The organism is Pseudoalteromonas qingdaonensis, assembly GCF_038739665.1.
In the GTDB taxonomy this organism is placed as follows: domain Bacteria; phylum Pseudomonadota; class Gammaproteobacteria; order Enterobacterales; family Alteromonadaceae; genus Pseudoalteromonas; species Pseudoalteromonas qingdaonensis.
Genome location: NZ_JBCGCU010000009.1, coordinates 16316 through 40673, shown reverse-complemented (window position 1 = coordinate 40673; position 24358 = coordinate 16316). Strand labels below are relative to the sequence as shown.

Here is a 24358-nt window from a genome sequence, read left to right as displayed (position 1 = left end):
AAAAGTTATGTCCCTTTTTACCTAAGGGATGCAGTGAAGACAAGCCTAGACGCGTAATCTTCACTGTAAAGACCTATTAGCATTGTTAAGAAGTATTTACTCGCCCAGGTCGATATCGGCAAAAATCATCCCTCGGCGCATGCTTCTAAAGGCAAGATAAACCTCACCAAGCAGGGAAATAAACGCCAGTATCAGCAGCACCATGGCAATCATAAAGCACAGGGCTATTGCGGTTCCAAGGTTAACCGATTGAATATTAGCCATAAAAAGCAGCATAACTACGGCACTAACCAGGGTGGCGCTAAGTACGCTTAAACTAAAAGCCAGGTGAATATAGCGGGCGCGCTTGAGCAGGGCACGTAATTCCGTGGTCAGAGAGTGGTTAAAATCTTCATCGCTGCTAGTTTTTAACTTACGCTCTAATGTGCGAGCCCGGTCTGTAATGCGCGCTAAGCGATTTGAAAGCACCCCCAAGGTGGCGGCGATACCCGTGATAAGGAAAACCGGGGCAACGGCGGTTTGAATCACCTTTGCCATGGTGAGAATATTAACGACGTCTGTGTTCACAATGACTCTCACTGAAAGAATGACAATGTCGTTAGTCTAGCGGTAAATGCCGATGAAGGATAGAATTTTGCTCTGGTGAAAAGCTGGACACTAGGCAATAAAACTGAGAATCTCAGTAACTTAACAACTATCACAGGAGTGAACATGGAACCCGTATTACCTGAAAAAACTGACACGGCGAAAAACAACGACGAGAAGAGCATGGCGATGCTATGCCACTTATCAGCTTTGGCCGGTTTTATCATACCTTTTGGCTCAATTTTAGGGCCTTTGATTATCTGGTTGGTGAAAAAAGAAGATATGCCTATTGTCGACCGTCATGGTCGTGAGTCATTAAACTTCCAGCTCACCATGCTGATCGCCTATATCGTTTGTTTTATTCTGATTTTCGTCGCCGTGGGCGTCTTATTGCTGCCAATCGTTGCCTTATTCTCCTTTATTATGGTGATTGTGGCATCGATCAAGGCCTATGAAGGCAAAGAGTTTAGTTATCCTTTGACGATTAAATTCTTATAAATGGTACACGCAGTAGCCCAAGCAGCTGTGGTTGATCTTGGTCGTAAAGCTTAGCCAGTAGCAATGGCCTATTTAAGCCTGTTACTGAGTGCCTTTATCGCCGCGACCCTGCTGCCCAGCTCTTCGGAGCTGATGCTCAGCGCCATGGTGGTTAAGGGCGGGCTCTCCTTGCCCTTACTCTGGCTTAGCGCCACCTTTGGCAATGTCTTGGGCAGTTGCGTGAACTATGCTCTGGGCACCCAGGTTACACGATTTGCCGATAGAAAATGGTTTCCCGTGTCCGCCAAGGGCATGGCCAGGGCGCAGCGGCAATTTAATCGCTTTGGCGTCTACAGCCTGCTGTTTGCCTGGCTGCCTGTGGTTGGCGATCCGCTGACCCTGATCGGCGGCGTATTTCGGGTGCGCTTTAGCCTGTTTCTGCTGCTGGTCAGCATAGGCAAGGGCGCCCGATACCTGCTGGTGATCCTGATGGCGCTCGGGCTTGAAGAGTTCCTCTAATACCAATTCACTACCGAGGTCGTTGCCAATCCAAGGTCAGCGACACCGAGTCAGCAAAACGTAAGGCATGGGGTTTATCGACTCTAGCCTTGGCGTAGTGCACGCTGGGGTGGCTATGGCATAAGGCCAAAACCTCCGCTACCAACTTTTCCAATAACAGAAAATGCCCCTGCTCTACTAGCTCGATCACCGCCTTGGTGATGGTTTTATAGTTGAGCGCCTGGGCTACTTCGTCTTGCTCGCAGGCTTTGTCTGCCGGGTAATGGATCTCCAAATTGATCACCACATCCTGCTTTTTCTCCCGCTCCTCGGGATTAAAACCTATATAGGTGCGCAGCCTGAGGTTGGTGACATTGATAATGGCATTGGTCATGGACTGTCCTAGTTTCTTACCAGCTGTAAAAATTCGTTGCGGGTTTTTGAGTCGGTACGGAAATTGCCCAGCATCACGGAAGTTCGCATTTTTGAATTCTGCTTTTCCACACCGCGCATCATCATACACATATGCTGAGCTTCAACTATTACGCCCACGCCCTTGGCGCCAGTCACCTGTTCAACCGCCTTGGCGATCTGATGGGTGAGTTGCTCCTGAATTTGAAAGCGGCGCGCATACATGTCGACGATGCGGGCAAATTTCGACAACCCCAACACCTTGCCATTTGGGATGTAAGCGATATGGGCCTTACCGACGAAGGGCAGTAAATGGTGCTCACACATGGAATAAAGCTCTATGTCCTGCACCAGCACCATATCATCCGCATCGGAAGAGAACACCGCATTGTTAGTGATCTCTTCCAGCGTTTGTCGATAGCCCTTAGTGAGGAATTCCATGGCTTTGGCGGCGCGTTTCGGAGTGTCGAGCAGGCCTTCTCGCTGTGGGTCTTCACCAACGGCGCTGATGATCTGCTTATAGCTGTGTTTTAAATCGTCTTGCATACTGTTCTCGTCTATTTTAGGTGGCGGCCGCCGTCGATGGCGAGGCTGCGCCCGGTAATGTAATGACTATTGAGCAGCAGCTCCACGGCGGCAATAATTTCTTGGCAGCCGGGCTCTATGCCCATTAGGGATTTGGTTAAGGTTTTTTGCTTGTACTGCTCATCGTCATGGTCGTTAAAAATAATCAGCGACGGGGCAATGGCGTTGACCTTTATCTTCGGCGCCCATTTGGCGGCATACGACTTGCTCAGATTATCGAGCGCAGCCTTAGAAGCGGCATAGGCCAAATGTTTGGGACTGCCGGTTTCGACCACATAGTCGGTCAGATGGATCACATCGGCGTAGCCCTCGGCCTGCTCGAGCAGATCGGCGCAGTGCTGATTAATTAAATAAGGTACCTTGGCATGAATGCGCATCATATCGTCAAACAGCTGGGCATAATCACTGTTGTTGGCTTCACAATCCCAACTTGAGGCGTTATGAATGATGGCCCGCAGCCCTTGGGTGTGACTACGCAGCTCGTCGATAAACTGCATAATGCTGTGATCGTCGCTAAAGTCGGCGGCAATGCAGGTCGCCCCTTGGGCCGCCAGTTCATCCACCGCTGGATGACGGGTGCGGTAACTAATAATGACGTCGTGACCCTGGGCCAGCAGATGGGTGGCTAAAGCAAGGCCTATGCGCTGCCCAGCGCCGGTAATTAAAATAGGAAAAGACATAACTTCCAAAGGCTAAGAGCTTATAACCCTTACTATAAACAAATGAGTTCGTGATTGCAGTGTTTACGTAGATAAAAGCGTGGGCGATCACTGCGTTAGCAAAGAAAAAGCTATTGGGCGGGTGGCTAAGCAGGGCACCGATAAGACACCGGTGCCCGAGCAATTCAATCGTAAATGGTAGGTATGGGTTGGCGCTTATGCTGAGTGCGCTGGTAGATACCGATAAGGTGCGCTTCAGCCTCGGCACTCACCGGTTTGCCTTCTAAAAAGTCATCTATCTGGTCGTAGCTCAGGCCAAGGGCGACCTCGTCGGCTAAGCCCGGACGGTCACACTCGAGATCCGCGGTAGGAACCTTGTGCACCAGATCCCGTGGCGCTCCTAAGGCTTCAGCCAAAGCGCGCACCTGGCGCTTGGACAGACCAAATAAAGGTGCTAGATCGCAGGCACCATCGCCAAACTTGGTGTAAAAGCCGGTGAGGTTTTCGGCGCTGTGATCCGTACCAACCACCAGGCCTTGAGTTAGACCGGCAATCTCATACTGGGCTATCATGCGCTGGCGTGCCTTCACATTGCCCTTAATAAAGTCCACCTGGGTCTGCGCTGGCAGAGTAAGCTCGGTACCCGCGGCTAAGCCAGCTAAAACCTCATCATGCATATAATCGCTGGCCGGTTTGATATTTACGGTCACACGCTGGCTTGGCTGAATAAAATCAACGGCTAATTGGGCCTCATGTTCATCGGCCTGCACGCCGTAGGGCAGACGCACGGCAATAAACTGATACTGCTGGGTGTTATGTTCGTCATTGAGTTCGTTCACCGCCAATTGGCATAAACGGCCGCAGGCGGTGGAATCAACGCCGCCGCTAATGCCTAAAACCAAACTATGGCAATGGGCCTGTTGTAGACGCTGCTTAATAAATGCCACACGACGGGCAATTTCATGGTTAACATCAATGCTTGGTTGCACCTTCATTTCGGCAACGATTTCGGCTCGCATAACTCCCCCGCTTGAGCTCAATATTAGGCCGCTATTATGTAAGGAATTAACCAAAAGTTAAAGCGCAGAAGGGGGCTCTTGTAAACCGGGGGTGTCGCCAAGTCTGCAGGTTGGCCTTTGCCGTCACTAGGGTAACGCAGGAGCAGTTATCTAGCAGGCCGGCAAAGGGGTCGCCAGGATATTGTCGACGTAGAGCATCGACCTACAGATAAAGCCGAAAAAATGTCATACACTGATGGTCAGAATAATAATAACTGCTTAAAAGGATGGGATATTTATGTTGAGGTGGGTGCAACGTCTGGTGATCGGCGCGATCATTTTATTGTTACTGGGCACCGCGGCTGTGTACGGGGTTTTGTTATTGAGTCTACCGACCCTGGATGGACGTGGCAGCAGTGATGCGTTAGAAAGCACGGTTACCATTAAACGCGATGCCCTGGGGCAGGCCATTATCGATGCCCAAAGCATGAATGATGCTGCCTATGGCCTGGGCTTTGCCCATGGTCAGGACAGATTTTTCCAAATGGATCTATTACGCCGCAATTCAGCCGGTGAACTTAGCGAGTTATTTGGTGAGGCGGCACTGGAGCTGGATAAAAAAATGCGTTTTCATCAGCTGCGCCAGCGCAGTGAGCGTATTTTTTCGCAATTATCCAAGTCTCAGCAAGCTTTGCTAAGCAGTTACAGCCAAGGCGTCAACGAGGCACTGCAAGCCCAATCGTTAAAGGGCTTTGAATATCTGCTGAGCGGCGCTGAGGTCACCCCTTGGCAGCCAGAGGATAGCCTGCTGGTGATCTACAGCATGTATCTGGACTTGCAGGCCGGCACCTTTGAACGCGATATGGTGCTGGAGCAAATAGAGCAACTTTATTCCGCGCAAATGCGTGAATTCTTAACCCAGCCCAGTCCTTATCAATCGGCGCTGGACGGCAGTGAAATAAACCTTAAAGAAATGGCCATTCCCATGCTGTCAGCAGCGAATCTTAGCGCTTCTGTGCCAGAAATTATCGCCGCACGTGAAGTGGGCAGCAATAACTGGGCGGTCTCCGGGGAATTAACTCCCAGCGGCCAGCCCATGGTCGCCGATGATATGCACCTAGGTTTGGCCGTGCCCATTATCTGGTATCGCGCCCAGCTGAATATTGCCGACACTCAGGTGACTGGTGTGTCGCTACCTGGGGCACCGGCAATTGTCGTTGGCAGTAACGACCAGATCGCCTGGGGCTTTACCAATGCCTATGTGGATACCTCGGACTGGGTTCGCTTGAATGCCGATGCCAAGCTGGAAACAGTGCAGGAAACCATCGCCATAGCCGGTGGTGAAACCTATGACTACCGCTTTTTAATGAGTGATTATGGCCCGGTGCAAGAGGTTAACGGCCAGCGCTATGCCCTCAGTTGGGTAGGCCATTATGACTACGCGGTAAACCTGGAACTGGCGAATCTGGCCACCGCCTCTTCCGTTACTCAGGCCTTTCAAATTGCCGATAAGGCTGGTATGCCGGTGCAAAATTTAATGGTGGTGGATAAACAAGGGCAAATTGGCTGGCAGCCCATGGGTGCCATTGCCGCGCGTACCAATCCAAGCGATATTGCTCTGGCTGCCGAAGAGTTTCAGGCCGACTGGTCCCACAATGAACCGCAGCGCCCGCGGGTAATGAACCCAATTTCTGGCCGCCTGTGGAGCGCCAATGCTCGAGTAATATCAACTCAGGAGCATGCCCGTTTGGGTGATGGCGGTTATGCCCTAGGGCCCCGCCAGCAACAAATAAGAGACCGCCTTTTTGCCCAAAAAACCTTTGATGAGCAGGCGTTTTTAGCTTTGCAGCTCGATAATGAAGCCCGCTTCTTAGCTAAATGGCAGACGCTGCTAGTGAGTACCTTGAAAGAGCAGGGCAGCACGCAGAATTTACCTTTGGTCGAGCAGTGGCAGGGCTGCGCCTGTGCCGACTCTATAGGTTACACCCTGGTACGTTATTTCCGCAGCGCCGTGATGGATACCCTGTTTGCCGATATTGAGGCCAGATTGGCTGAGCATAAGCTCTCCCTTGGCCCTATTAAGCGTAATTTAGAGCCGGCCACCTGGCAGCTGCTGGAAAACCCAAGTATATGGGGCTTTGCCGATAAACAGCAGCTGCTCAGTAAGAGCTTTCATCTGGCACTGGCGCGTTTGCGTGGAAAATATGGCGAAGATACAGCAAATTGGCGCTGGGGTAATGTCAACGCCCTGGAGCTGAAACATCCTTTTGCCAAGCAAATTCCGCAGCTCGGAAGCTGGTTGAACATGCCTAAAGTCGAGGCCTTTGGTGATAGCTTTATGCCGGCGGTACAGCGCCCTGATTTTGGTGCCTCGCAGCGCTTTATTGCCCAGCCAGGAAGGCTAGAGCAGGCGATTATGGCCATTCCCGGCGGCCAATCGGCGCATCCCTTGTCGACCTTTTATCGTGCCGGTTATGAGCAGTATGCCACACACCAGGCCACGCCTTTACTGCCTGGCGCACCAGAGCATAGATTGGAGATACGCCCGGCTCGCTAGCGCTATCAGCGGTCGCAACTCGAGATGGGTCGCGGCCCTGTTTCGCCCGCGCAATTTGGCGGCGATAAACTAGACTAGGATTATCGCTAAAAAGCTACATAAGGGCACAATAATGAATAAAAACAGCATGATGATTGCGGTTCTGGTTGCCACAGTGGTCACCGCGCTAACGGTAAAGGCCGCACAGGCAGAGGATGTTGAGGTAACCACTCAGCAACTGGACAAGCATATTTACGTGTTATTTGGTCGCGGTGGCAATATTGCCGCCCATGTAGGCGCCGATGGCACTTATATTATCGATGACCAATTCGCCAAGCTGGCGCCGCAAATAAAGGCCAAGCTCAAAGAGCTGAACCCCAATGCCGCGGAGTTTGTGCTGAACACTCATTATCATGACGACCATACAGGTGGCAACGAGGTCTTTGCCCAAGCGGGCGCCCATGTTATCGCCCACCATAATGTTCATAAGCGCCTGGAAGAAAAGCATGGCGCGGGATCTGAATTTTTACCGCGCCTGAGCTTTGGTGACGATCTGACTTTGCACTTTAACGGTGAACATGCGCGTTTGGTGCATTATGCAAGCGCCCATACCGATGGCGATGCTGTGGTGTTCTTTAGCGACGCCAATATAGTGCATATGGGAGATATCTATTTTAATACCGGCGGTCTGCCCTTTGTCGATGTGGATGGTGGCGGCAGTATTGAGGGTATTTTGGCGGCGCTGCAGAGTGTGCTGGCGCAAATTGACGATAACACCCAGGTGATCCCAGGGCACGGGCCTATAAGTGATAAGGCTGGACTCATGCGTTATCAGGCCTCGGTGGCTAAAGCCAAGGCATTGATGCTTAAGGCTATGGCAAAAGAACAGACTTTGGATGCGGTAATCGCCGCCGATCCCTTTGCCGAACTGAATTTAAAATACGCGGACTGGCTGCCCAAGGAGCGGGTGATCACCTTGTTTTATCGCAGTCTGGGTGGCAAAGAAGTGCAACCTTAATTTAACATCTGTAATTGCTTACTTTATACTCCTTGTTCTTAGTTTCAAGGAGTATAAAGAATGAATAACAACAGAGACTTGCCAGTTCTAACTGCCTCGGTGGGGAAAAAAAAGGGGCTGATAGGCACTATTTTCGTAGTGCTGTTATTGCTGCTTTTGGGGTTTAAGAGCATGTATACAGTGGACGAAGGTCATGTCGGTATTATCAAACGCTTTGGTGAAGCCACCGAGCAGGTGAATCCAGGCCTGCATACCAAGATCCCCTTTGTTGACACGGTAGAAATGCTGGAAATCCGTACCCGTAAAAATGTCGAAAAATTGCGCGCAGCCACTCATGAGCAAATGCCGCTGACCGCAGAAGTGAGCATCAACTGGACGGTCAATCGCGAGGAAGCCTTTGATCTATTTAAAAGCTATGGTGGTTTAACCCAGTTCGAAAGTCGTATTCTCGACCCTAAATTGCGTTCGGCAACCAAGGATGCCCTGGCTCGTTATAAGGCCGAGGAGCTGATCCAAAATCGCTCGCAGGTTATCGCCCGCATTGAAGAGTTATTGCTGGAAGAAATGAAGAGCTACCCGGTTAAGCTGGACTCAGCGCAAATCGAAGACCTGGTATTGCCACCTAAATACATTCAATCCATCGAAACCAAGCAAACCGAGAAAAACCTGGCGGCGGCAGAAAAGCACAAGCTAGAGCGCCAAAACCTGCAAGCACAGCAAGAGGTTAATACCGCAAACGCTCAGCGTGATGCAGCCAAGGCCAAAGCCGATGGCCTGGCCTATGCCATTAAGGTGGAAGCCGAAGCCGAGGCAGAAGCTATTCGTATGAAGGGTCTGGCAGAAGCCGAAGCCATGCAAAAGAAGGCAGAAGCCATTAAGAACAACGCCACCTTGGTTGAGTACATGCGTGCGCAAACATGGAACGGACAAATGCCAACCACGGTTATGGGTTCGGATCAGGGCATTCTTTGGAATATGAAAGAAAAGTAAGCCCAAGTAATTGATGAAAATAAAAGCGGCCCGTGCCGCTTTTTTCATGCCTTTAGGTTGTTAAAACACTTCCTTCAAGGTGGCCATCATTTCCTCTACCGAGAGTGATTGCGGGGTGTCGTAATCGCTCAGCAAGCTGTCGGCGAGATCTCGTTTATGTTGGTGCAGGGCGAGGATCTTCTCTTCTATGGTGCCCTTGGCAATCAGGCGATAGACGGTGACCGGACGGGTTTGCCCGAGGCGATGGGCGCGATCCGAGGCCTGCTGCTCCACCGCCGGGTTCCACCAGGGATCCATATGAATAACATAATCGGCGGCGGTCAGATTCAGCCCTGAGCCACCGGCCTTAAGGCTGATCAAAAACACCTCGCCAGCGCCATTTTGAAAGGCATCAATGCGGGCTTGTCTGGCCGCGGCGGGCGTCGAACCATCAAGATACTGATAGCCAATGCCCTGTTGTTCCAGATACTCGCGTATTAACTGCAAATGACCCACAAATTGGCTGAATATCAGCGCCTTATGCTTGTTTCCCCTTAGCTCTTCAAGCAGGTGACCCAGGGCCGTAAGTTTGCTGCTGGAAAGGGCGCTTTGCTCGGCCACCAATTGGGGATGGCAACAGGCCTGGCGCAATCTGGTTAGCTGGGCCAGCAATTGAATACGTTGCTCACCCGGGTTATCGAGCTGCTGCAATTGCGCTAATTGTTCCAGGGCATTTTGGCGCAGGGCTTCATAAAGATGCTGCTCGTCTTCGCTCAGGGTAATGAGTTGATCTATATCGGTGCGCGGCGGCAGCTCAGTGAGCACTTCGGATTTCAGGCGGCGCAGAATAAAGGGTTTGATCAGCTCTTTGAGTACGCGCTTGGCCTTGAGTGCCTTGGCGGGCTCCTGCTCCTGATTGTCTATGGGCAGCACAAAGCGGCGACCGAAGCGCTTTAGGTTGCCTAGCAGCCCTGGGTTAATAAATCGAAACAGGCTCCACAGCTCGGTGAGGTTATTCTCTATCGGCGTGCCCGTGGTGATCAGGCGAAAGTCCCCTTTTAGGGCATAGGCGGCGCGGGTGCGCTTGGCCAGCGGGTTTTTCAAAGCCTGGGCTTCGTCGGCAACTATCGTATGCCAGCGAATTTTTTCCAGCGTTTCAATATGACGCTGCATTTGCTGGTAACTGATCACCAAACAATCAAAGGCATTGCTTTGCTCTATGGCTGCTTGTTGCGCCTCGGCAGTTTTTAACTCACTAAAGAGCTGTACCCTGAGGGTTGGGGCAAACTTTGCCGCTTCATTGCGCCAGTTAAAGCAAACCGAAGTGGGGGCGATGATCAGCGCTGGCCCCTTTGCCGCGCGCGCCACCAAGATAGCCAACGCCTGCAGGGTTTTACCTAGGCCCATGTCGTCCGCCAAACAGCCGCCCGCGCCCCAATGAGCCAGGCGCATGGCCCAATCAAAGCCATCGACCTGATAGTCGCGCAGCTGCGCCTGCAAGGTGTTGGGCAGGGTTAGGGTTAAGGCGTTGGCCTCACTCATGCGTTGATGTAATTGCTCCCAGCCGGGTACGGTTTGCATCCGCATGCCTGTGGTGTGGTCGCGAATTAGGCGGCTGCTGAGCGGATGGTAAAAGCCCTGATCGGCGGTGCCGCTAAGTACATCCAGCTGGGTTTTTAACTGCTCACTAAGGGCGAGTATGCGGTTGTCTTCTAAAGTAATAAAGCGCCCACCGCTGGTGGCCAGAGCATCTAGAAGCTGGCGTAACTCCAGCACCTTGCCATCGTCCAAGGTGGCGCTGCCGGTGATATCAAACCATTCGTTATGCTGGTTAATACTTAATTGAATATTCTCACTTTTCAGCGGCTTGGTCATATGCAGTGTTTTGCCGCGCGGCCAGCGCAGTTTAATCGGCAGCTCTTGGCTGGGTTTGCCAAGGGCCAGTTGTAGTTGCTCCAGGGTGGCCAAGGCCAGCTGCCAATCCGTCTGGGCTAAACAGGTGTCCTGCATCGATTGAAAATCCGGGCATTGGCTATCCAGTTGCTCCAGCAGGCGTTGCTCGTAGGCGAGGTCGCGCTCCAGGGCGATGCGTTGGCCCTTGATATGGGCGCTGATATGTCGGCTGCCCAACCCGGGTTTCATCGCTGGGCCTTGCTCGCCGAAGGGCATCACCACACAATCGAAGTTTAAGCCGGTTTTCAGTGGCGTGATATTGATCACCAGGTGTTTATCCGGCTCGGTTTGGGTGAGGGTTTCACCTATGCCGTCGATATCCGATTCAATATTGATCAGCGGCGCTATGGCCTTGATGCCGTCGATGGCCTTCTGTTTTGCATGGGCCGGTATCACCAAGCCGGACTCGCCGATAATTTTGGCAACCTTGAGGTGATTGGCGTTGAAAATGCTAAACTCTGCCAGGCCTTCACGTACCAGCTTAAGGCTCACTAAAGGTGGCTCAGTGTGCGCGTTGATGGTCGGCAGATGGGCGATACTCATGCTTAAATCTGTGCCATGGGCATGAATACGTATGGTCGGCTCGCGCTGTACCAGCTCCAAGGCATGGCCTTCGCCATCGATCACATTACTCGCACCCACCGCCGCGGGCAGGGCGCTGCTAAGGTTAAGGCGATATTCCTTGCTGCGGTAAAAATCATTGCCGCTCAGGGTTTCGATATGGGCGCAGATAGCCTTGTCCTGTTCGCTTAAATAAAAGTCTTCCGGCTCATTAACTAAACGCTTTAGGCTTAGCGCTTTACCCTTACTCCAGCCCTGCTTAGTGCGCTTTTGCTCTTTGGCCTTCAGGCTGGACTCGAAACGGCCAATCTCCAGCTGCCAGACTATGCGGCTCGGCTCCTCCTGGCTCTTGGTCGTGGGGTTTTCTAAGGCCAGTAATTGCTCCAGAGCGATATCCCAGCTTTCCGTAGTGCGCATAAGCTGCGTGATATTAAACGTCAAATTCGGCGAATCACCGGATATTTGTCGCAAAAAGTCAGCAAATAACGGGTATTGGATGTGCTCAAAAAAGCGCTCGGCATCGGCTTTTAACGCCAGCAGCCAGGGCTCGGGTGTGCGAGCGCTCCAGCTATACCCGGCTAAGGCAAAACACACATAGAGGTAATAATTCAGCTCCCCCTTTTGGCAGTAGCTTAAATATTCCTGACGAAACAGATAGGTATCGCGCCCTTGCAGGTGCAATAACAGGCGTCGCAGCACCAGATCAATGGACAGAGCAAACTCGCCACGCTGTTTGTCCTGCTGCTGGTTGTCGAGCTGGGTTTGCAGCGTTAGCCAGGACGAGGTGCCGCCTTGTTGGTCTTTACCAAGAGCCAGTAAGGTGAGCTGATAGAGAATGCCGTACAGTCCTTCAATATAGGGCTTTTTACGCTTTTGATAGCGGCCCTTTTCCAGCTCGGCCTGGGTAAACAAACGCATGGCCTTGGCGTATTGCTGCTGCAAAAATGCCAAGCTGGCACGCAATAACAGACTGTAGAGAGAGTTATCTTGCTCATCGAGGTGCGCGTTTAGCTTGTCCAGTTGCCCCGACAGCAGGAATTGCTCGAGCTTTAAGTAGTGGAGCCAGAGGTTTTTTGGCAAGGCGTCGCAGGCCTGATGCAGCCAATGTAAAAGTTGCGCTGTGCTTTGCCCTTTTTGCCTATGCGCCGCCAGCATGGTGGCAAAGGCCTGGTACTGCAGACGTTCATCCAGAAGCTGAAATTCATCAAGATTAAAAGGGTAAAACACCAGGGAGCATAGCGCCGGTGTGTGCTGCCAATCAAGCTGCATGGGATTTTTAGCCAACCCCATCAGTTCCTTCACCCGGCCTAGTTCACCAAGAAAATACATATCGCGCAGCAAGCGGCGCTTGTCTGTGGTGTTATCTTGCCATTGGTAGCTGTTAAGTACGGGCGCCACCTGCTCGGCGGCGGTTAACAGGGTAACGAAGAGATTTTTGCTTATGCTGCGTTTTACCAGGGCATTGGCAATCAGGCGGTTGATGATATAGCCGTGGCGGCTTTGTTGCACCAGCTCCAGAGCGCATAAATCGGCGATGATATGCTTGAGTGCCTTGGCGCTTATCACCTCAAGGCTGCGTAACTCTGCCTGCTCCAAAATGCGACCCAGGGCGTGCTGCTCTATGGGCTTGTAGATCACCGCCAGCGCTTGCGCCACATGTTGATGGGCTGAGTCACACTCATTAAAACGGTGTAACAGGGAGGCGATGGCCTCGTTGAGTTCGGCGGTGATAGTAATAAAGCGCATTACGGGGTAAACGGAGCTGATTAAGTAGCGAACACGCTAACAAAGCGGTGGGTGATGGGCAAGAGAAAAGGCCGCTTAGCGGCCTTCGGAGGCTAGATTTTATAGCGCCAACCTGAGGATCTTAGTGGCTACCTCAGGTGTTATATCATCGTGCTCACCCAGGGCGAGTAGGCCATTGCGGCGCAGGTTGTCTACCGCCTCGGTCACAGCCTGCTCCTGTAGGTCATAATCGCTTAAGCGCGTTTTAACGCCCATTTGCTCGAAAAAGTCCCGAACTGCTTTGATCGTGGCATCAATAAGCGCTTCTTCATCGGCATTTTCAAGATTGAAGACGCGACGACCCAGTTGTAGGATCTTCTCGCGTTTTTGTGCTTTTTTCTCGAACATCAACGCAGGTAATACTATGGCCAGGGTTTGCGCGTGATCCAGGTTATAAAGCGCCGTGAGCTCATGGCCGATCATATGGGTGGCCCAGTCATGGGGTACGCCCTTACCAATTAAGCCATTGAGTGCCATGGTGGCGGACCACATCACATTGGCGCGCACATCATAGTTTTGTGGCTCGGCCAGTGCCAGAGGGCCTTGCTCGATCAGGGTCGATAAAATGCCTTCGGAAAATCTGTCCTGCAGCGGCGCATTAACCGGGTAGGTGAGGTATTGCTCAATCACATGCACAAAGGCGTCAACCACACCATTGGCTACCTGGCGTGGTGGCAGCGAATAGGTGTAGGTAGGGTCGAGCACGGCAAATTGTGGCTGCACTATGGGTGTACCAAAGGCGCGTTTTTGTTGCGTCGCTTTCTTGGTAACCACTGAGCCGCCATTACTTTCCGAGCCGGTTGCCGGCAGGGTGAGTACCGCGCCTATGGGCAGCGCGCTTTTTACCTCGGCGCCATTGACGAGAATATCCCAGCCATCGCCCTCATAGTGTGCAGCGGCGGCGATGTATTTGGCGCCATCGATGACACTGCCGCCGCCCACGGCCAGAATAAAGCTGATCTGATGCGCTTTGACCACCTTTAAGGCCTCGCTCAGGGTTTCATAGGTGGGGTTGGGCTCGACACCGGCAAACTCCACAAAATCGAATCCTTCCAGGGCGTTGACAACATCGTCATACACGCCATTTTTCTTAATTGAGCCACCGCCATATAAGAATAAAATCTTGTCGTTGGGCGTCAGGCGCTCGCTGATTTGCTTTATCTGGCCCTGGCCAAAGAGAATTTCCGTGTTGTTTTTAAACTCAAAATTCAACATAGTGCTGTTACTACCTCTTATTTGCTGCGCTGCTGCAAAGCAGAAATTAATGCCTTAGCTAATTGCTTGTCTGAAAAGGGGTTTTGTCCTGTGATTAATTCACGGTCAACCACCACATTGGGTTGCCAATCGGCGGCAAATTGCATCTTGCCACCCGCGGTGGCCATGGCGTTTGCCGGGTAATAACGTAGCTTCTTACCATTTAATGAGCCTTCAAAAGTCGCCTCTTCAGGGTTAGAGAAGATGGTCATGCTATAACCCTCATACAGCCAGTCAGTTGCTTTTGCCTCGGCACCTTGAGCAATGTTTTGCTCGTACTCCACTGGGCTTTGTTGGGCCGATAGCAAGGCAATGGGGCCGTGGCAGATTGCGGCTGTTGGCTTACTTTGCTCATGAAAGTGCTGCAATATGGTGCGAACGTCTTCGTTATTGGCTAAATCTATTAGCGGCGCATGGCCACCGGGAATAAAGACACCGCTGTATTGGTCCACCCCCTGCTCGATCACTTCCTTCAATGTGTGAGTGTCGTTGATGCCCTCAAGGTTGGCAATCACCTCTTGAATGCGTGCCATTTCGGCCTTGTCATCGCCAAAATACATGGCCTGCACCGAGTTTTTATCAACCGCCGGGGCGTTGCCTTTGGGGGTGGCGAGAACCAGTTCATAACCAGCTTTGAGTAACTCGTCCGCCGGCACCCCGAATTCATTGAGGTAATAACCTGTTTCGTAGCTGCTGCCATCGGCAAGTTGCATCTGGGTTTCGCTGGATAATAACACCAGTATCTGTTCGCTATTTTCTTGTGCCTGTGCGGCGCTGGTGGCCGTCAGTGACAGAGCGGTTGCGAAAACCGTGGCAATTTTTTTCAAGCTCATCTGTGTCTCTAGGGTCTGTTGACCTTTGCGGTTTACTTTATGTTCAATCTAAACGCATTCTGATCACGACGCTCGTTATGATGCATAGTCATTCTATGTTCATAGCGAGCAACACAGAGCAGGATGCGTTTAGATGAACCCGTAGGGCAGCGCTTGTAGCGCATTTCTACTGTGTTGTTACATGTTTATGTAGAATACACCACACATGTGCCGCCTTGTATAAATTCACTACAAACTGCTGCAGAAACAAACAACAAAGGTCAACAGACCCTAGTTAAGAACGGTGAAAGATGTATCCAGTATAGTTAAGCTCTATAATAAGTGGAATTCAGTTTTATTTGGGTTGTATAAAATATCTGATGTCTTGCTTTGTCCAGCTTCGCACCTTTGTTGAGGTGTATCGCTGCCTGAATATTTCCCGAGCGGCGAAAAACCTTGGTTTGTCTCAACCGGCGGCAACCGCACATATTCAAAGTGTGGAGTCCACCGTGGGCAAGACCCTGTTCACCCGACGACACCGAGGGGTTGAACCGAGCAATTTGGCTCATGAGCTGGCGCAAGGGCGCCTTGGCACATCCACGAGTTAATTATGCCCGCGATATTCTGATGGCGTTTTCCAATATCAATCGTTATGCATTTCATCGCGAATAGCCTTTCGTTTTGATGAGATTGTCACCACAATAGATTGGAGTCGTAATAAGGAGGTGAACATGTCGGTCGAAACAACCCGTTTGGCTATTTGTAATCTGGCCAAAGAGCAGTACCCGCAAATCAAAACCCTGATGGATGAAACCTACCCGGAGCTCGGTGGAGCCTGGCCCAGTCATACTATTTTCCGCTTGATAGATCAGTTTCCCGAAGGGCAAATTGGCATAGTCGACGATGACAAGCTGGTGGGCATTGCCCTCAGTGTTCAGGTGGACTACGGGCGTTTTTCTAACCCCCATACCTATGATGATATCGTTGACCGCCATGACCGGGTGTTTAGCGACCCCAATGGTGATGCTCTCTATGGCTTAGATGTGGCCATTGCCACTAGCCATCGCGGTATGCGACTGGGTCGTCGTTTATATGATGCCCGCAAGGAGTTGTGTCGCCAGTATAATCTGAGAGCGATTCTGGCCGGTGGCCGTATTCCTTTGTATCACAACTACCGTGAAAATATGTCGCCCATGGAATACATAGAAAAGGTGGACCGCAGGGAGGTGTATGACCCTATTCTGAGCTTCCAGTTGGCGAATGATTTCCAGGTGAAGCGACTGCTGAAAAAATACCTGCCGGAGGACGAAGAGTCGGAGGGCTACGCCACCCTGTTAGAGTGGAACAACATCCTCTTTGAGCCGACGGATACCGTGATTGAAAGCACCAAGTCCATCGTTCGTGTGGGCGCGGTGCAGTGGCAGATGCGTCAGGTGGCAAGTGTCGATGAATTGCTCAAGCAGGTGGAGTACTTTGTCGATACCGTATCCGACTATCAAAGCGACTTTATCCTCTTCCCGGAGTTTTTTAATGCGCCCTTGATGGGGCTGCACGAGCAACGCAACCAAACCGAGGCGATCCGCAACCTGGCGGAATACACGGATACCTTTGTTAAAGCCATGTCGCGCATGGCGGTGGAATACAACGCCAATATTATCACCGGCTCCATGCCCTTGGCTGAAGGCGATAGCATCTATAATGTCAGCTACTTGTGTCATCGCAGCGGCAAGGTGGATGAGCAACGCAAAATTCATATTACCCCGCACGAGGCTTATGACTGGGTGATCCAAGGCGGTGATAAAATTGCCGTGTTTGAAACCGATGCTGGGCGCGTTGGTATTCAAATCTGTTATGACGTGGAATTTCCGGAGTTGTCACGTATTCTCGCCGAGCAGGGTCTGGATATTCTCTTCGTGCCCTTTTGGACCGACACCAAAAACAGCTACTTACGGGTGCGCCATTGTGCTCAGGCTCGGGCCATAGAAAACGAGTGCTATGTGGTGATTGCCGGTAGCGTCGGCAACCTGCCCGAGGTGGAAAGCCTGGACGTACAGTATTCCCAAGCCGCGGTACTGACACCGTCGGATTTTTCTTTCCCTCACGATGCCTGCCTTAACGAGGCTACTCCTAACACCGAGATGCTGCTGTTCTCCGATTTGGACATGGATAAATTGAAGATCCTGCACAGTGAGGGCACAGTGCGCAACTTGAAGGATCGTCGCGGCGATCTCTATGAGGTAAAACTGGTTAAGGAGAACGGCTAATGGCCTGGGTGTATTTGATTTGTGCGGGATTATTTGAAATTGGCTGGCCGGTAGGTCTGAAGTTTGCGCAGGAGCCGCAAACCCGCTGGTTTGGCATCGCCATGGCGGTGATCTTTATGGCCATTAGCGGCTTTTTGTTGTGGCTGGCACAAAAAACCATCCCTATGGGCACTTCTTATGCGGTGTGGACCGGCATCGGCGCCGCCGGCACCTTTCTGGTGGGCATCCTCTTCTACGGTGACAGCACATCCCTGATGCGCTACTTTGGCGTGCTATTGATTATTGCCGGGGTGATCACCCTGAAACTGGCGCACTAAGCGCGCTTATTGGCAAGCCTACTGGCGTGTGTTAGTAGGCTTTTTCAATGCTCCAACCGCGGTGACAATCAGTGCCGTTATCAACAGCAAAATGCTGGTGGCAAACAGCCAGCGATTTTCCTCTCGGCTGATATTACGCTCCCCAAAATAATGATATTGGGTGCTGCCATCGGCGCTGAGTGCCGCCTCGCCTAAATAAACCTGGGTTAAATGATAACCGCTGATGGAATGTTGGGTGTCGGTACTAACAAACTGATAGGTATAGTGAGTTTGTACGTAAAGCAGTTCGAAATAAGCCAAAGCCCACAGCACCACAGCCAAAATGAGTAAGACAGCTGATGACAATATCCAGCGATGGGGGATTCGGTGCGAATCCTGTGCGGATTGAGTCGGTGTTCTTGGCAGTAAATCGTCGGTGCTCACCCCATATGCCTGTGCCAGCCTGGTCAGGACCTCATCGGATGGCAGCACCTTATTATTCTCCAGCTTGGATAAATAGGATTGCTGTATACCTATTTCTCGGGCGGCAAAGGCTTGGGTCCATTGTTGTTGTTTTCTTAGGGCAATAAGCTGCTCGGCCAGTTCCATGTTTAAGCCTAGGTTTTTCTTTTATTGTTGCCTAGTATGCTTGTTATGGCTAGGGTCTGTTGACCTTGTTGTTTGTTTCTGCAGCAGTTTGTAGTGAATTTATACAAGGCGGCACATGTGTAGTGTAGTTATTCTACATAAACATGTAACAACACAGTAGAAATGCGCTACAAGCGCTGCCCTACGGGTTCATCTAAACGCATCCTGCTCTGTGTTGCTCGCTATGAACATAGAATGACTATGCATCATAACGAGCGTCGTGATCAGAATGCGTTTAGATTGAACATAAAGTAAACCGCAAAGATAAACAGACCCTAGGGTCTGGATAATATTCATAGGTAAGAATATTAGGAATATTATTATCTTACGTGGATGGTGTCGCTTTTTGCGGGTAGCATTTAGTGGTCAATAACAAGAAGGAAACAAGACTATGAAATACCTGGTAACAGCATTATTGCTTACCCTAAGCGCCTGGCCGGTGCTGGCCGAGTCGCCCTTGGTGGCCGTTAAAGTTGACATCTATCGTATGCAAACGGACCAGTCGCCGCCAAATATTATTGCCGCCTTTAATCGGGCTGAGTTGGAACATCAACCACGCCTAATCACCTGCGCCGGTAAAGAAGCACGGATTGAAATCGGTGAGCAGGATAAGCATATGCTGTCGGTTACCCTGCTTCCCAGTGATGATGGAGAGTATTACAGTGCCAATATGAACTATAAAATTAAGCAGCAGGACTGGCTGCAGGCCAGTAGTGAAAGTGAGCAAATTCCTCAGGGGCAAAGTGTATTGATGAGTAGCCACGTTGGCGAGCAGCTTATTCTGATGCAAGTGATGGGCAAGCGTTTTGATGATATTGATTTGGCAAAACAATGGCTTGCACTTGAATAACGGCTAGCCCCACATAACCGCGATAGCGGCCAAGGCAATCAAGAATAAGCCTAGGCTATCGCGGCGCTTTACCGGTTGCTTTAACCACAAATAAGAAATAGCCAGGGTAAAGAAAATCTCAACTTGCCCGAGTGTTTTCACGTAGGCCACATGTTGCAGGCTCATGGCGCTAAACCAGCCTATGGAGCCAATGCAGCTGGTGAGGCTGATCCACAAGGTTAAGCCTTTATGGCGCCACAGACTAAGCAAGGCGACCCTGTCCTTAATTCCCAGATAAATCAGCAGCAGTATCGTTTGCAAACTTATCACCAAGAGTAAAACCCAGGCGGCGCTATGGGGAAATACCAAGCCCGATGACAAACTGGCTTCGCGCACCCACAGTGAGGTAAGCGCAAAGCTGGTGCCGCAGGCCAAGCCCAGAGCCACGGTTTTAAAGTTTAGCCCGCGAATACTGGGGCCGGATAACAAGATGACGGCAACGGCGCCAAGTATGACACCCAACCACCCCAATAAACTCAGCGCCGAACCAAAAAACAGCATGCCAAGAATGGCCGCGACCAGGGCTTCACTCTTGGCCAGCCCCGCGCCCACGGCATAGTTGTTCATTTTAAAAAGGCGCACCATAAGGGCGGTGGCGATAATCTGCATAACCGCAGCACCGATAACGTAAAAAATAAATACGCCTGAAGGCTTAAGCGCTGGTGCAGGCTCGAATTGATACAAGCCTGCCAGATACAAGGCAGCGATGGGCCCGGCAAGAATAAAGCGGGCTAAGGTCACGGCTAAACTGGCCGTATGCTGACTTAATTTGCTTTGCAGGGCGTTACGCCAGCTTTGGCTGAATGCGGCTAAAAAGGTAAAGAAAATCCAGGTCATAGCGGGTTAATAGGGACTTAAAAAGCCAAGTTAGCATGGCCATACAGCGCTGGCGAATGAGGAATTTACATACTGGTTATAGGGGAGGGTTATCCCTCCCTCGCTAGGTGGTTAACAGCCCGGTGTTAGTTGCTAAACCAGTGCCGAGTTTTATTGATTAGGGGGCCAAGCTGTAGCCAGCAAACCCTGAAATCAGCATGAGCACGGCAATAATGCTACTTAAAGAAAGCACACCCCCGGTCCTAGGAGTTCCTAGAGGAACCTTCCAAAGTTCTACAAACAAAAAAGCCGGTGCTGGGCACCGACTTGGGTTGGGTCCATAATATCAGCGCAGGGATCACTGCGGCGTAAACTTCAACATCCGGGTTTGGTCTGTTAATTCAATATCCACCAGGCGGTAGGGAGCATTGGCACCTTGGGTGGCGCTAAAGGGCATAAGGAACTGGCCGTAGCCTTCGAGTTCCTTGGCCACCTCAACCGTCGCCAGCCTAATGCGCTCGCCATTATCGGCACGGCCGGTTAGTGTGGCGCGAATGGCATAGCGACCAGTGTCGGTCACTTCCACCGGGACGCTGGCCTGGTATTGATTAGCGCCCAAGGCCTGCACCTTGGCATCATGTATGCTGATGGTTTGCATGCTGTGCACAAAGGGCATTTTTACCGAGCGTTTGACCTTTTGGCCATTAACCTGGGTGTCGACACTGGCCTCCAGCTCGTAGTAGCCATTGGCGGCGCCCAGGTAGGTTAGAGGCTGCGCAAAAATCGCTTCGCCGCCCTTATATTGCACGTCAATTTGCTCACCCGTTGGGCTATGGAGCTTAAGCTGCACATTCTTATCCTGCAGTTTCGTCTGCCCCAGGTTGAGCTCGAGCCCTAGGCGTTGCTGGTGCTCGGCCAGGGTGAATTGAGTACGGGCCTTAAGTGCATTGCTCGAGCCTTTTTCAATCACGTGAACCAGGTAGGTGTCCTGGTCGTTTAGCCCCTGAGAGGTTTGCAACATGGGCTTGCCCTTGCCATTAATCTGCCCAAGCTTGAGGCCGATACTGCCATCGTTAAAACCGGCTTGTTGCATTTGCTCTCGTGCGGCAATGGCCTGAACCGGCAGCGCGCGCTGGCTTTGAGTATCCTTTACCGAGAACTTATCCAGCTGCAGGTCATAGGGCTTAATGACTTCACCATTTTCAAAGCGGGCCTTGGGGGCAATGCGGATCAGGTGGTCGGCTTGATTTACAAACACTGGCACGCCCTGTTTAAGCTCTTTACCCGAAACCTGTTGCCAGTATTCAACACTGCTCTTTTCCAAGGACTTTAAGGGTGCAGTCGGTGTTGTTTGCACCTGCGGGAATTGATAAACGGTTTGGCCGTTAGCGGCATCTGCCATGGCGCCTGTGCTGGTGAGCATCATCAGGGCGCAGACTGTGGTTAATTTCTTCATCATTGGGCTCCTAGATACGGTTCTTCAGCATGTCGCCAAGGCCGAAACAGTCACGGCGGCTTTGTTGGTGACTCAGTGGCTCACGACCCTGAGTGCGTGATTTATCGGTAAACCAGATTACACCGGCCATGGATTGCGAGCTGCAATTTAAGAAACCGTCGGAGCAGCTGTCTAACCAGTTCTGGGTGACTTCCAGCGCCACCTGATTCTGGTAACCGCCGCAATAGCTATCGCTATCCCAGATAGCCGAGTCCACATCGCTGCCGACCACGCTTTCAAAATGCGAAGGCAGGCTGGGGCGGTTCGGGGTGCCGTAGAGCCATTGGGCGTTGTAAGACGCCATCCAGGAGACCTGCTGCTGTTTGACCGCGTCATTGGCGTAGCCCAACAGCCAGCCAAGACTCTGTTCAAATGAATTACCGGCCACCACCGCGTCGGCCAAAGGCGTACCGCCGCTGGAAGGCGCTAGGGCTATGGTGTGGGTGACCTTGTTAATTATGTTCGGGTAGCGGCTATCCCAGGTGGGGTTGGATAAAATCCAGCGCACCACGTTGCCCCCATTGGAGTGGGTGATAAGCGTCAGCTTGGTGATCTTATTATTCTTGATAAAGCTGGTGAGCTGGGTTGCCAAACAGCCTGCGGCGCCGTCGGCCCACATATACTGTTCAAAGTCACAATTAATGACGGTGTAGTTGCTGGTTTTACGTAGACCCTGGCGCACCGTGTTGACGAAGCTGCCGGTCCAGTAATCATTATAGGCGTCGGTTTGATGGCCAGTGCCGTGGATAAATGCGACTCCTTGCGCGGCCATAGCGCCCTGGCTTAAGCCCAGTGCGATTGCCAGTATGAGTAGTTTTGTTTTCATGTGCCTTCCTGTTGATTGCTATTTTTATCTGTCAGGTTGGAGGAGTGACCTCCGATCAGAAAATAGACTAAACAGGTACTAACGCAAGAAAAGCTTTACAAAAATTTAACCTTGCTGTCTTAATTCCTTGATGCTGTTATGTTTTTGATGATTGAAGTGCAATAATTAATGGGCTGGTGCGACAATTTGCCACAGCGACAATGGCTGTTTTTTATTTATAATGGCTGTGATGTTACTCATTGTGAGTGGAAGATGGGCCAGTCATGCTGGCCATTTTTTTGCTCTCAATTTGCCTATTGAGCTTGATTGCAAAGCGGCGCACAATGGCAAAATAACAACAAAAATAAGGATCAAGCATGAGCACCTTAGTGATCTGCGCGCTCTTGGCGTGTTTAATTCCTTTCCTCGCTAAAGCCCCTTTGGCCTGGGCTCAGCAACAAAGCGGCGGCTATGATAACCGTCACCCAAGGGCACAACAGCAGGCCTTAACTGGATTTGGCGCCCGCGCCCTGGCGGCACATCAAAACAGTTTTGAATCCCTGATTGTATTCGCCGTGGCCTTGGCCGTGGTGCTGGGCACCAACACCTCGGGGGCTGTGATCGATACCCTGGCCATTACCTATTTGCTTGCCCGTGTGCTTTACTGCCTGTGTTATTGGTATAACTGGCATCTGGCTCGTTCGCTGATCTGGGCCCTGTCCCTGGCCTGCCCCTTGGCCATGATAGCCCTGAGCATTTAACGTTGACCGGCGTATCGCAAAAAAACACAAAGCAAGCACCTTAATTAAGGGGCTTGCTTTATACTCTTGGTAGTCGCGTATTAATGTGATTTTACATTAATACGCTCTGTTAAATCAGGGAGTTGCACATCTGCGCTGAGTGCGAAATCCAGTTGTACTAGGTGTTCCTCTTGTGGAAATGCGTAAGGCTCATAGCGCCATTGTTGCAGCGCGCGCACCGCTTCTTTATCAAATACCTTGGCCGGTTGAGACTGCACCACCACCACATTGCGAACAGTGCCTTCCTCGTCAACTTGGAATCGTAAAACCACAGAACCGGAAATTTTTTGCTCCGCTGCTTCTTTAGGGTAAATGGGCTCAATACGCATCACGGGTTTTGGCTGACTCGCTGATTTTTGCTTATGGCCTTCACCAGCCCCAGTGCCGGCAACTAGGGTGAAACTTCCCAGGGTAATAAGCAGGGCCAGCACCTTGGCCAGGACATAGCCCTTATTGGCCGATTGCATATTGTATAGGCGTTGTAACATCATGTTTTTATCTCCGTAGTAAGCATAAGCCAAGCTATGCAGCCGTGACTGGCTGGCGCACTTGACCATGGATTTGCCGTACTGCAAACGCTGTGCGGCGGATTTATCGGCTAGCACCCGCTCGTCACAGGCCAGCTCTTGAATGCGTCTAAGGCTGAAATAAGCCACCCAGCCCAAGGGATTAAACCAGATTAAAATGGCGGCGCTCAGGGCAATTAGGTTGATGACATTATCGCGGCGCTCCAGATGCACCTGCTCATGTTCGAGCATCAGGGTGAGGGCTGAGGCATCGACGTCTTGCAGTAAACGCTGCGGCATTACAATGCGCGGGTTAAAGAAGCCAACCACCATGGGTGAGCTGATCGCCTTGCTGTGATACAGAGTCGCATTGCCTGCCTGTCCCGGCAGCTGGTTATCGAGAGGGGCGGCGTTCAGGCGGCGCTGAAATACCAGGTGTTGGTAGGCAACCAGGGCGAACAAGGCGGCGGCAATAAGCCAATAGGCCAGCTCCCAGCTAATGCTTATCTCGGCACTTGCCTGGCGCAAGGGTGTCACCACATACTGGCCAATCATGGCCGGAGCAGCCACAGTATTTTTTAGCTCTATGCTTTGCACCAGCAGTAGCGCCGGGAGCAACAACCAAAGGCCATAGATAAAGCGCGCACTCAGTGCCTTAAGGGCATAATGCTCCGCGATAATTAAGGCGGCGAATAAGATGCACAGCAGTGCCTGTTGCGAAATAAGCCATGACAACAT

The 24358-nt window shown here is 51.4% G+C and carries 23 protein-coding genes; 10 read left to right on the top strand and 13 right to left on the bottom strand.

Annotated elements, in window-relative coordinates; translation table 11 throughout:
- Positions 1 to 96: 96 nt before the first annotated feature.
- Positions 97 to 567 (bottom strand): DUF2721 domain-containing protein, encoded by a 471-nt coding sequence (locus WCN91_RS09540; protein WP_342678467.1) that lies wholly within the window; start codon positions 565 to 567, stop codon positions 97 to 99.
- A gap of 144 nt (positions 568 to 711) precedes the next feature.
- Here WCN91_RS09540 and WCN91_RS09535 point away from each other — a divergent pair, with 144 nt between their 5' ends.
- On the top strand, positions 712 to 1083 hold the full coding sequence (locus WCN91_RS09535; RefSeq protein ID WP_342678465.1) for a DUF4870 domain-containing protein: 372 nt from the start codon (positions 712 to 714) through the stop codon (positions 1081 to 1083).
- 63 nt (positions 1084 to 1146) lie between these two features.
- The gene (locus tag WCN91_RS09530) at positions 1147 to 1581 is read left to right on the top strand and encodes a YqaA family protein (protein ID WP_105215109.1); all 435 of its coding nucleotides are present in this window, start codon (positions 1147 to 1149) and stop codon (positions 1579 to 1581) included.
- A gap of 10 nt (positions 1582 to 1591) precedes the next feature.
- On the opposite strand, the gene folX is transcribed toward WCN91_RS09530, so the two are convergent.
- The 4 genes from folX to nadE all read right to left on the bottom strand — a co-directional run bounded on the left by folX (position 1592) and on the right by nadE (position 4234).
- Entirely contained in the window at positions 1592 to 1954 is a 363-nt protein-coding gene (gene folX / locus WCN91_RS09525) for a dihydroneopterin triphosphate 2'-epimerase (RefSeq protein WP_342678461.1), read from the bottom strand.
- A gap of 8 nt (positions 1955 to 1962) precedes the next feature.
- A complete protein-coding gene (folE, locus tag WCN91_RS09520) occupies positions 1963 to 2517 on the bottom strand; it encodes a GTP cyclohydrolase I FolE (RefSeq protein ID WP_342678459.1) in 555 nt (184 codons plus the stop codon).
- Positions 2518 to 2528: 11 nt separating this feature from the next.
- Positions 2529 to 3236, bottom strand: coding sequence for a dihydromonapterin reductase (gene folM / locus WCN91_RS09515; protein ID WP_342678457.1), 708 nt, complete (start codon positions 3234 to 3236; stop codon positions 2529 to 2531).
- Positions 3237 to 3400: 164 nt separating this feature from the next.
- Positions 3401 to 4234 (bottom strand): ammonia-dependent NAD(+) synthetase, encoded by an 834-nt coding sequence (nadE, locus tag WCN91_RS09510; protein WP_342678455.1) that lies wholly within the window; start codon positions 4232 to 4234, stop codon positions 3401 to 3403.
- Between the two features lie 277 nt (positions 4235 to 4511).
- Between nadE and WCN91_RS09505 the strand changes: the two genes are divergently transcribed.
- From WCN91_RS09505 to WCN91_RS09495, 3 genes are all read left to right on the top strand, one after another.
- Complete coding sequence (locus WCN91_RS09505; RefSeq protein ID WP_342678453.1) at positions 4512 to 6770, top strand: penicillin acylase family protein; 2259 nt, start codon at positions 4512 to 4514, stop codon at positions 6768 to 6770.
- 112 nt (positions 6771 to 6882) lie between these two features.
- On the top strand, positions 6883 to 7767 hold the full coding sequence (locus tag WCN91_RS09500) for an MBL fold metallo-hydrolase (RefSeq protein ID WP_425416030.1): 885 nt from the start codon (positions 6883 to 6885) through the stop codon (positions 7765 to 7767).
- Positions 7768 to 7827: 60 nt separating this feature from the next.
- Positions 7828 to 8757 (top strand): prohibitin family protein, encoded by a 930-nt coding sequence (locus tag WCN91_RS09495; RefSeq protein ID WP_342678452.1) that lies wholly within the window; start codon positions 7828 to 7830, stop codon positions 8755 to 8757.
- A gap of 60 nt (positions 8758 to 8817) precedes the next feature.
- Here WCN91_RS09495 and WCN91_RS09490 read toward each other — a convergent pair whose 3' ends face one another.
- The 3 genes from WCN91_RS09490 to WCN91_RS09480 all read right to left on the bottom strand — a co-directional run bounded on the left by WCN91_RS09490 (position 8818) and on the right by WCN91_RS09480 (position 15122).
- Positions 8818 to 12996, bottom strand: coding sequence for a DEAD/DEAH box helicase (locus tag WCN91_RS09490; RefSeq protein WP_342678450.1), 4179 nt, complete (start codon positions 12994 to 12996; stop codon positions 8818 to 8820).
- Between the two features lie 99 nt (positions 12997 to 13095).
- The gene (locus WCN91_RS09485; protein WP_342678448.1) at positions 13096 to 14250 is read right to left on the bottom strand and encodes an iron-containing alcohol dehydrogenase; all 1155 of its coding nucleotides are present in this window, start codon (positions 14248 to 14250) and stop codon (positions 13096 to 13098) included.
- A 17-nt stretch (positions 14251 to 14267) separates the two neighbouring features.
- Positions 14268 to 15122, bottom strand: coding sequence for a type 1 glutamine amidotransferase domain-containing protein (locus tag WCN91_RS09480; protein ID WP_342678446.1), 855 nt, complete (start codon positions 15120 to 15122; stop codon positions 14268 to 14270).
- A 359-nt stretch (positions 15123 to 15481) separates the two neighbouring features.
- Between WCN91_RS09480 and WCN91_RS09475 the strand changes: the two genes are divergently transcribed.
- From WCN91_RS09475 to WCN91_RS09465, 3 genes are all read left to right on the top strand, one after another.
- The gene (locus WCN91_RS09475; RefSeq protein WP_342678444.1) at positions 15482 to 15709 is read left to right on the top strand and encodes a helix-turn-helix domain-containing protein; all 228 of its coding nucleotides are present in this window, start codon (positions 15482 to 15484) and stop codon (positions 15707 to 15709) included.
- A 123-nt stretch (positions 15710 to 15832) separates the two neighbouring features.
- Entirely contained in the window at positions 15833 to 17365 is a 1533-nt protein-coding gene (locus WCN91_RS09470; RefSeq protein ID WP_342678442.1) for a carbon-nitrogen hydrolase family protein, read from the top strand.
- The gene (locus WCN91_RS09465; RefSeq protein ID WP_342678440.1) at positions 17365 to 17682 is read left to right on the top strand and encodes a DMT family transporter; all 318 of its coding nucleotides are present in this window, start codon (positions 17365 to 17367) and stop codon (positions 17680 to 17682) included. Before WCN91_RS09470 ends, WCN91_RS09465 begins: the two co-directional genes overlap by 1 nt.
- A gap of 18 nt (positions 17683 to 17700) precedes the next feature.
- Here WCN91_RS09465 and WCN91_RS09460 read toward each other — a convergent pair whose 3' ends face one another.
- Complete coding sequence (locus WCN91_RS09460; protein WP_342678438.1) at positions 17701 to 18270, bottom strand: helix-turn-helix domain-containing protein; 570 nt, start codon at positions 18268 to 18270, stop codon at positions 17701 to 17703.
- Between the two features lie 430 nt (positions 18271 to 18700).
- On the opposite strand from WCN91_RS09460, the gene WCN91_RS09455 reads away from it, so the two are divergent.
- Positions 18701 to 19159 carry a hypothetical protein gene (locus WCN91_RS09455; RefSeq protein ID WP_342678436.1) on the top strand — a complete coding sequence of 153 codons (459 nt, stop codon included), beginning with the start codon at positions 18701 to 18703 and terminating at the stop codon, positions 19157 to 19159.
- A gap of 3 nt (positions 19160 to 19162) precedes the next feature.
- On the opposite strand, the gene WCN91_RS09450 is transcribed toward WCN91_RS09455, so the two are convergent.
- The 3 genes from WCN91_RS09450 to WCN91_RS09440 all read right to left on the bottom strand — a co-directional run bounded on the left by WCN91_RS09450 (position 19163) and on the right by WCN91_RS09440 (position 22335).
- Positions 19163 to 20035: a DMT family transporter gene (locus tag WCN91_RS09450; RefSeq protein WP_342678435.1), complete on the bottom strand. Its 873-nt coding sequence runs from the start codon at positions 20033 to 20035 to the stop codon at positions 19163 to 19165.
- Between the two features lie 337 nt (positions 20036 to 20372).
- Complete coding sequence (locus tag WCN91_RS09445) at positions 20373 to 21473, bottom strand: DUF4785 domain-containing protein (protein WP_342678434.1); 1101 nt, start codon at positions 21471 to 21473, stop codon at positions 20373 to 20375.
- Positions 21474 to 21480: 7 nt separating this feature from the next.
- Positions 21481 to 22335, bottom strand: a complete 855-nt coding sequence (locus WCN91_RS09440; protein WP_342678433.1) for a lipase family protein — start codon at positions 22333 to 22335, stop codon at positions 21481 to 21483.
- 356 nt (positions 22336 to 22691) lie between these two features.
- Between WCN91_RS09440 and WCN91_RS09435 the strand changes: the two genes are divergently transcribed.
- Positions 22692 to 23075 (top strand): MAPEG family protein, encoded by a 384-nt coding sequence (locus tag WCN91_RS09435; RefSeq protein WP_342678432.1) that lies wholly within the window; start codon positions 22692 to 22694, stop codon positions 23073 to 23075.
- Between the two features lie 80 nt (positions 23076 to 23155).
- Here WCN91_RS09435 and WCN91_RS09430 read toward each other — a convergent pair whose 3' ends face one another.
- Positions 23156 to 24358, bottom strand: a complete 1203-nt coding sequence (locus WCN91_RS09430) for a M56 family metallopeptidase (protein ID WP_342678430.1) — start codon at positions 24356 to 24358, stop codon at positions 23156 to 23158.

Bases quoted from the DNA above. Each gene is read 5' to 3' on its own strand.
- WCN91_RS09535 (WP_342678465.1), top strand. From the start codon at position 712: ATGGAACCCGTATTACCTGAAAAAACTGACACGGCGAAAAACAACGAC.
- WCN91_RS09530 (WP_105215109.1), top strand. From the start codon at position 1,147: ATGGCCTATTTAAGCCTGTTACTGAGTGCCTTTATCGCCGCGACCCTG.
- folX (WP_342678461.1), bottom strand. From the start codon at position 1,954: ATGACCAATGCCATTATCAATGTCACCAACCTCAGGCTGCGCACCTAT.
- folE (WP_342678459.1), bottom strand. From the start codon at position 2,517: ATGCAAGACGATTTAAAACACAGCTATAAGCAGATCATCAGCGCCGTT.
- folM (WP_342678457.1), bottom strand. From the start codon at position 3,236: ATGTCTTTTCCTATTTTAATTACCGGCGCTGGGCAGCGCATAGGCCTT.
- nadE (WP_342678455.1), bottom strand. From the start codon at position 4,234: ATGCGAGCCGAAATCGTTGCCGAAATGAAGGTGCAACCAAGCATTGAT.
- WCN91_RS09505 (WP_342678453.1), top strand. From the start codon at position 4,512: ATGTTGAGGTGGGTGCAACGTCTGGTGATCGGCGCGATCATTTTATTG.
- WCN91_RS09500 (WP_425416030.1), top strand. From the start codon at position 6,883: ATGAATAAAAACAGCATGATGATTGCGGTTCTGGTTGCCACAGTGGTC.
- WCN91_RS09495 (WP_342678452.1), top strand. From the start codon at position 7,828: ATGAATAACAACAGAGACTTGCCAGTTCTAACTGCCTCGGTGGGGAAA.
- WCN91_RS09490 (WP_342678450.1), bottom strand. From the start codon at position 12,996: ATGCGCTTTATTACTATCACCGCCGAACTCAACGAGGCCATCGCCTCC.
- WCN91_RS09485 (WP_342678448.1), bottom strand. From the start codon at position 14,250: ATGTTGAATTTTGAGTTTAAAAACAACACGGAAATTCTCTTTGGCCAG.
- WCN91_RS09480 (WP_342678446.1), bottom strand. From the start codon at position 15,122: ATGAGCTTGAAAAAAATTGCCACGGTTTTCGCAACCGCTCTGTCACTG.
- WCN91_RS09475 (WP_342678444.1), top strand. From the start codon at position 15,482: ATGTCTTGCTTTGTCCAGCTTCGCACCTTTGTTGAGGTGTATCGCTGC.
- WCN91_RS09470 (WP_342678442.1), top strand. From the start codon at position 15,833: ATGTCGGTCGAAACAACCCGTTTGGCTATTTGTAATCTGGCCAAAGAG.
- WCN91_RS09465 (WP_342678440.1), top strand. From the start codon at position 17,365: ATGGCCTGGGTGTATTTGATTTGTGCGGGATTATTTGAAATTGGCTGG.
- WCN91_RS09460 (WP_342678438.1), bottom strand. From the start codon at position 18,270: ATGGAACTGGCCGAGCAGCTTATTGCCCTAAGAAAACAACAACAATGG.
- WCN91_RS09455 (WP_342678436.1), top strand. From the start codon at position 18,701: ATGAAATACCTGGTAACAGCATTATTGCTTACCCTAAGCGCCTGGCCG.
- WCN91_RS09450 (WP_342678435.1), bottom strand. From the start codon at position 20,035: ATGACCTGGATTTTCTTTACCTTTTTAGCCGCATTCAGCCAAAGCTGG.
- WCN91_RS09445 (WP_342678434.1), bottom strand. From the start codon at position 21,473: ATGATGAAGAAATTAACCACAGTCTGCGCCCTGATGATGCTCACCAGC.
- WCN91_RS09440 (WP_342678433.1), bottom strand. From the start codon at position 22,335: ATGAAAACAAAACTACTCATACTGGCAATCGCACTGGGCTTAAGCCAG.
- WCN91_RS09435 (WP_342678432.1), top strand. From the start codon at position 22,692: ATGAGCACCTTAGTGATCTGCGCGCTCTTGGCGTGTTTAATTCCTTTC.
- WCN91_RS09430 (WP_342678430.1), bottom strand. From the start codon at position 24,358: ATGTTGTCATGGCTTATTTCGCAACAGGCACTGCTGTGCATCTTATTC.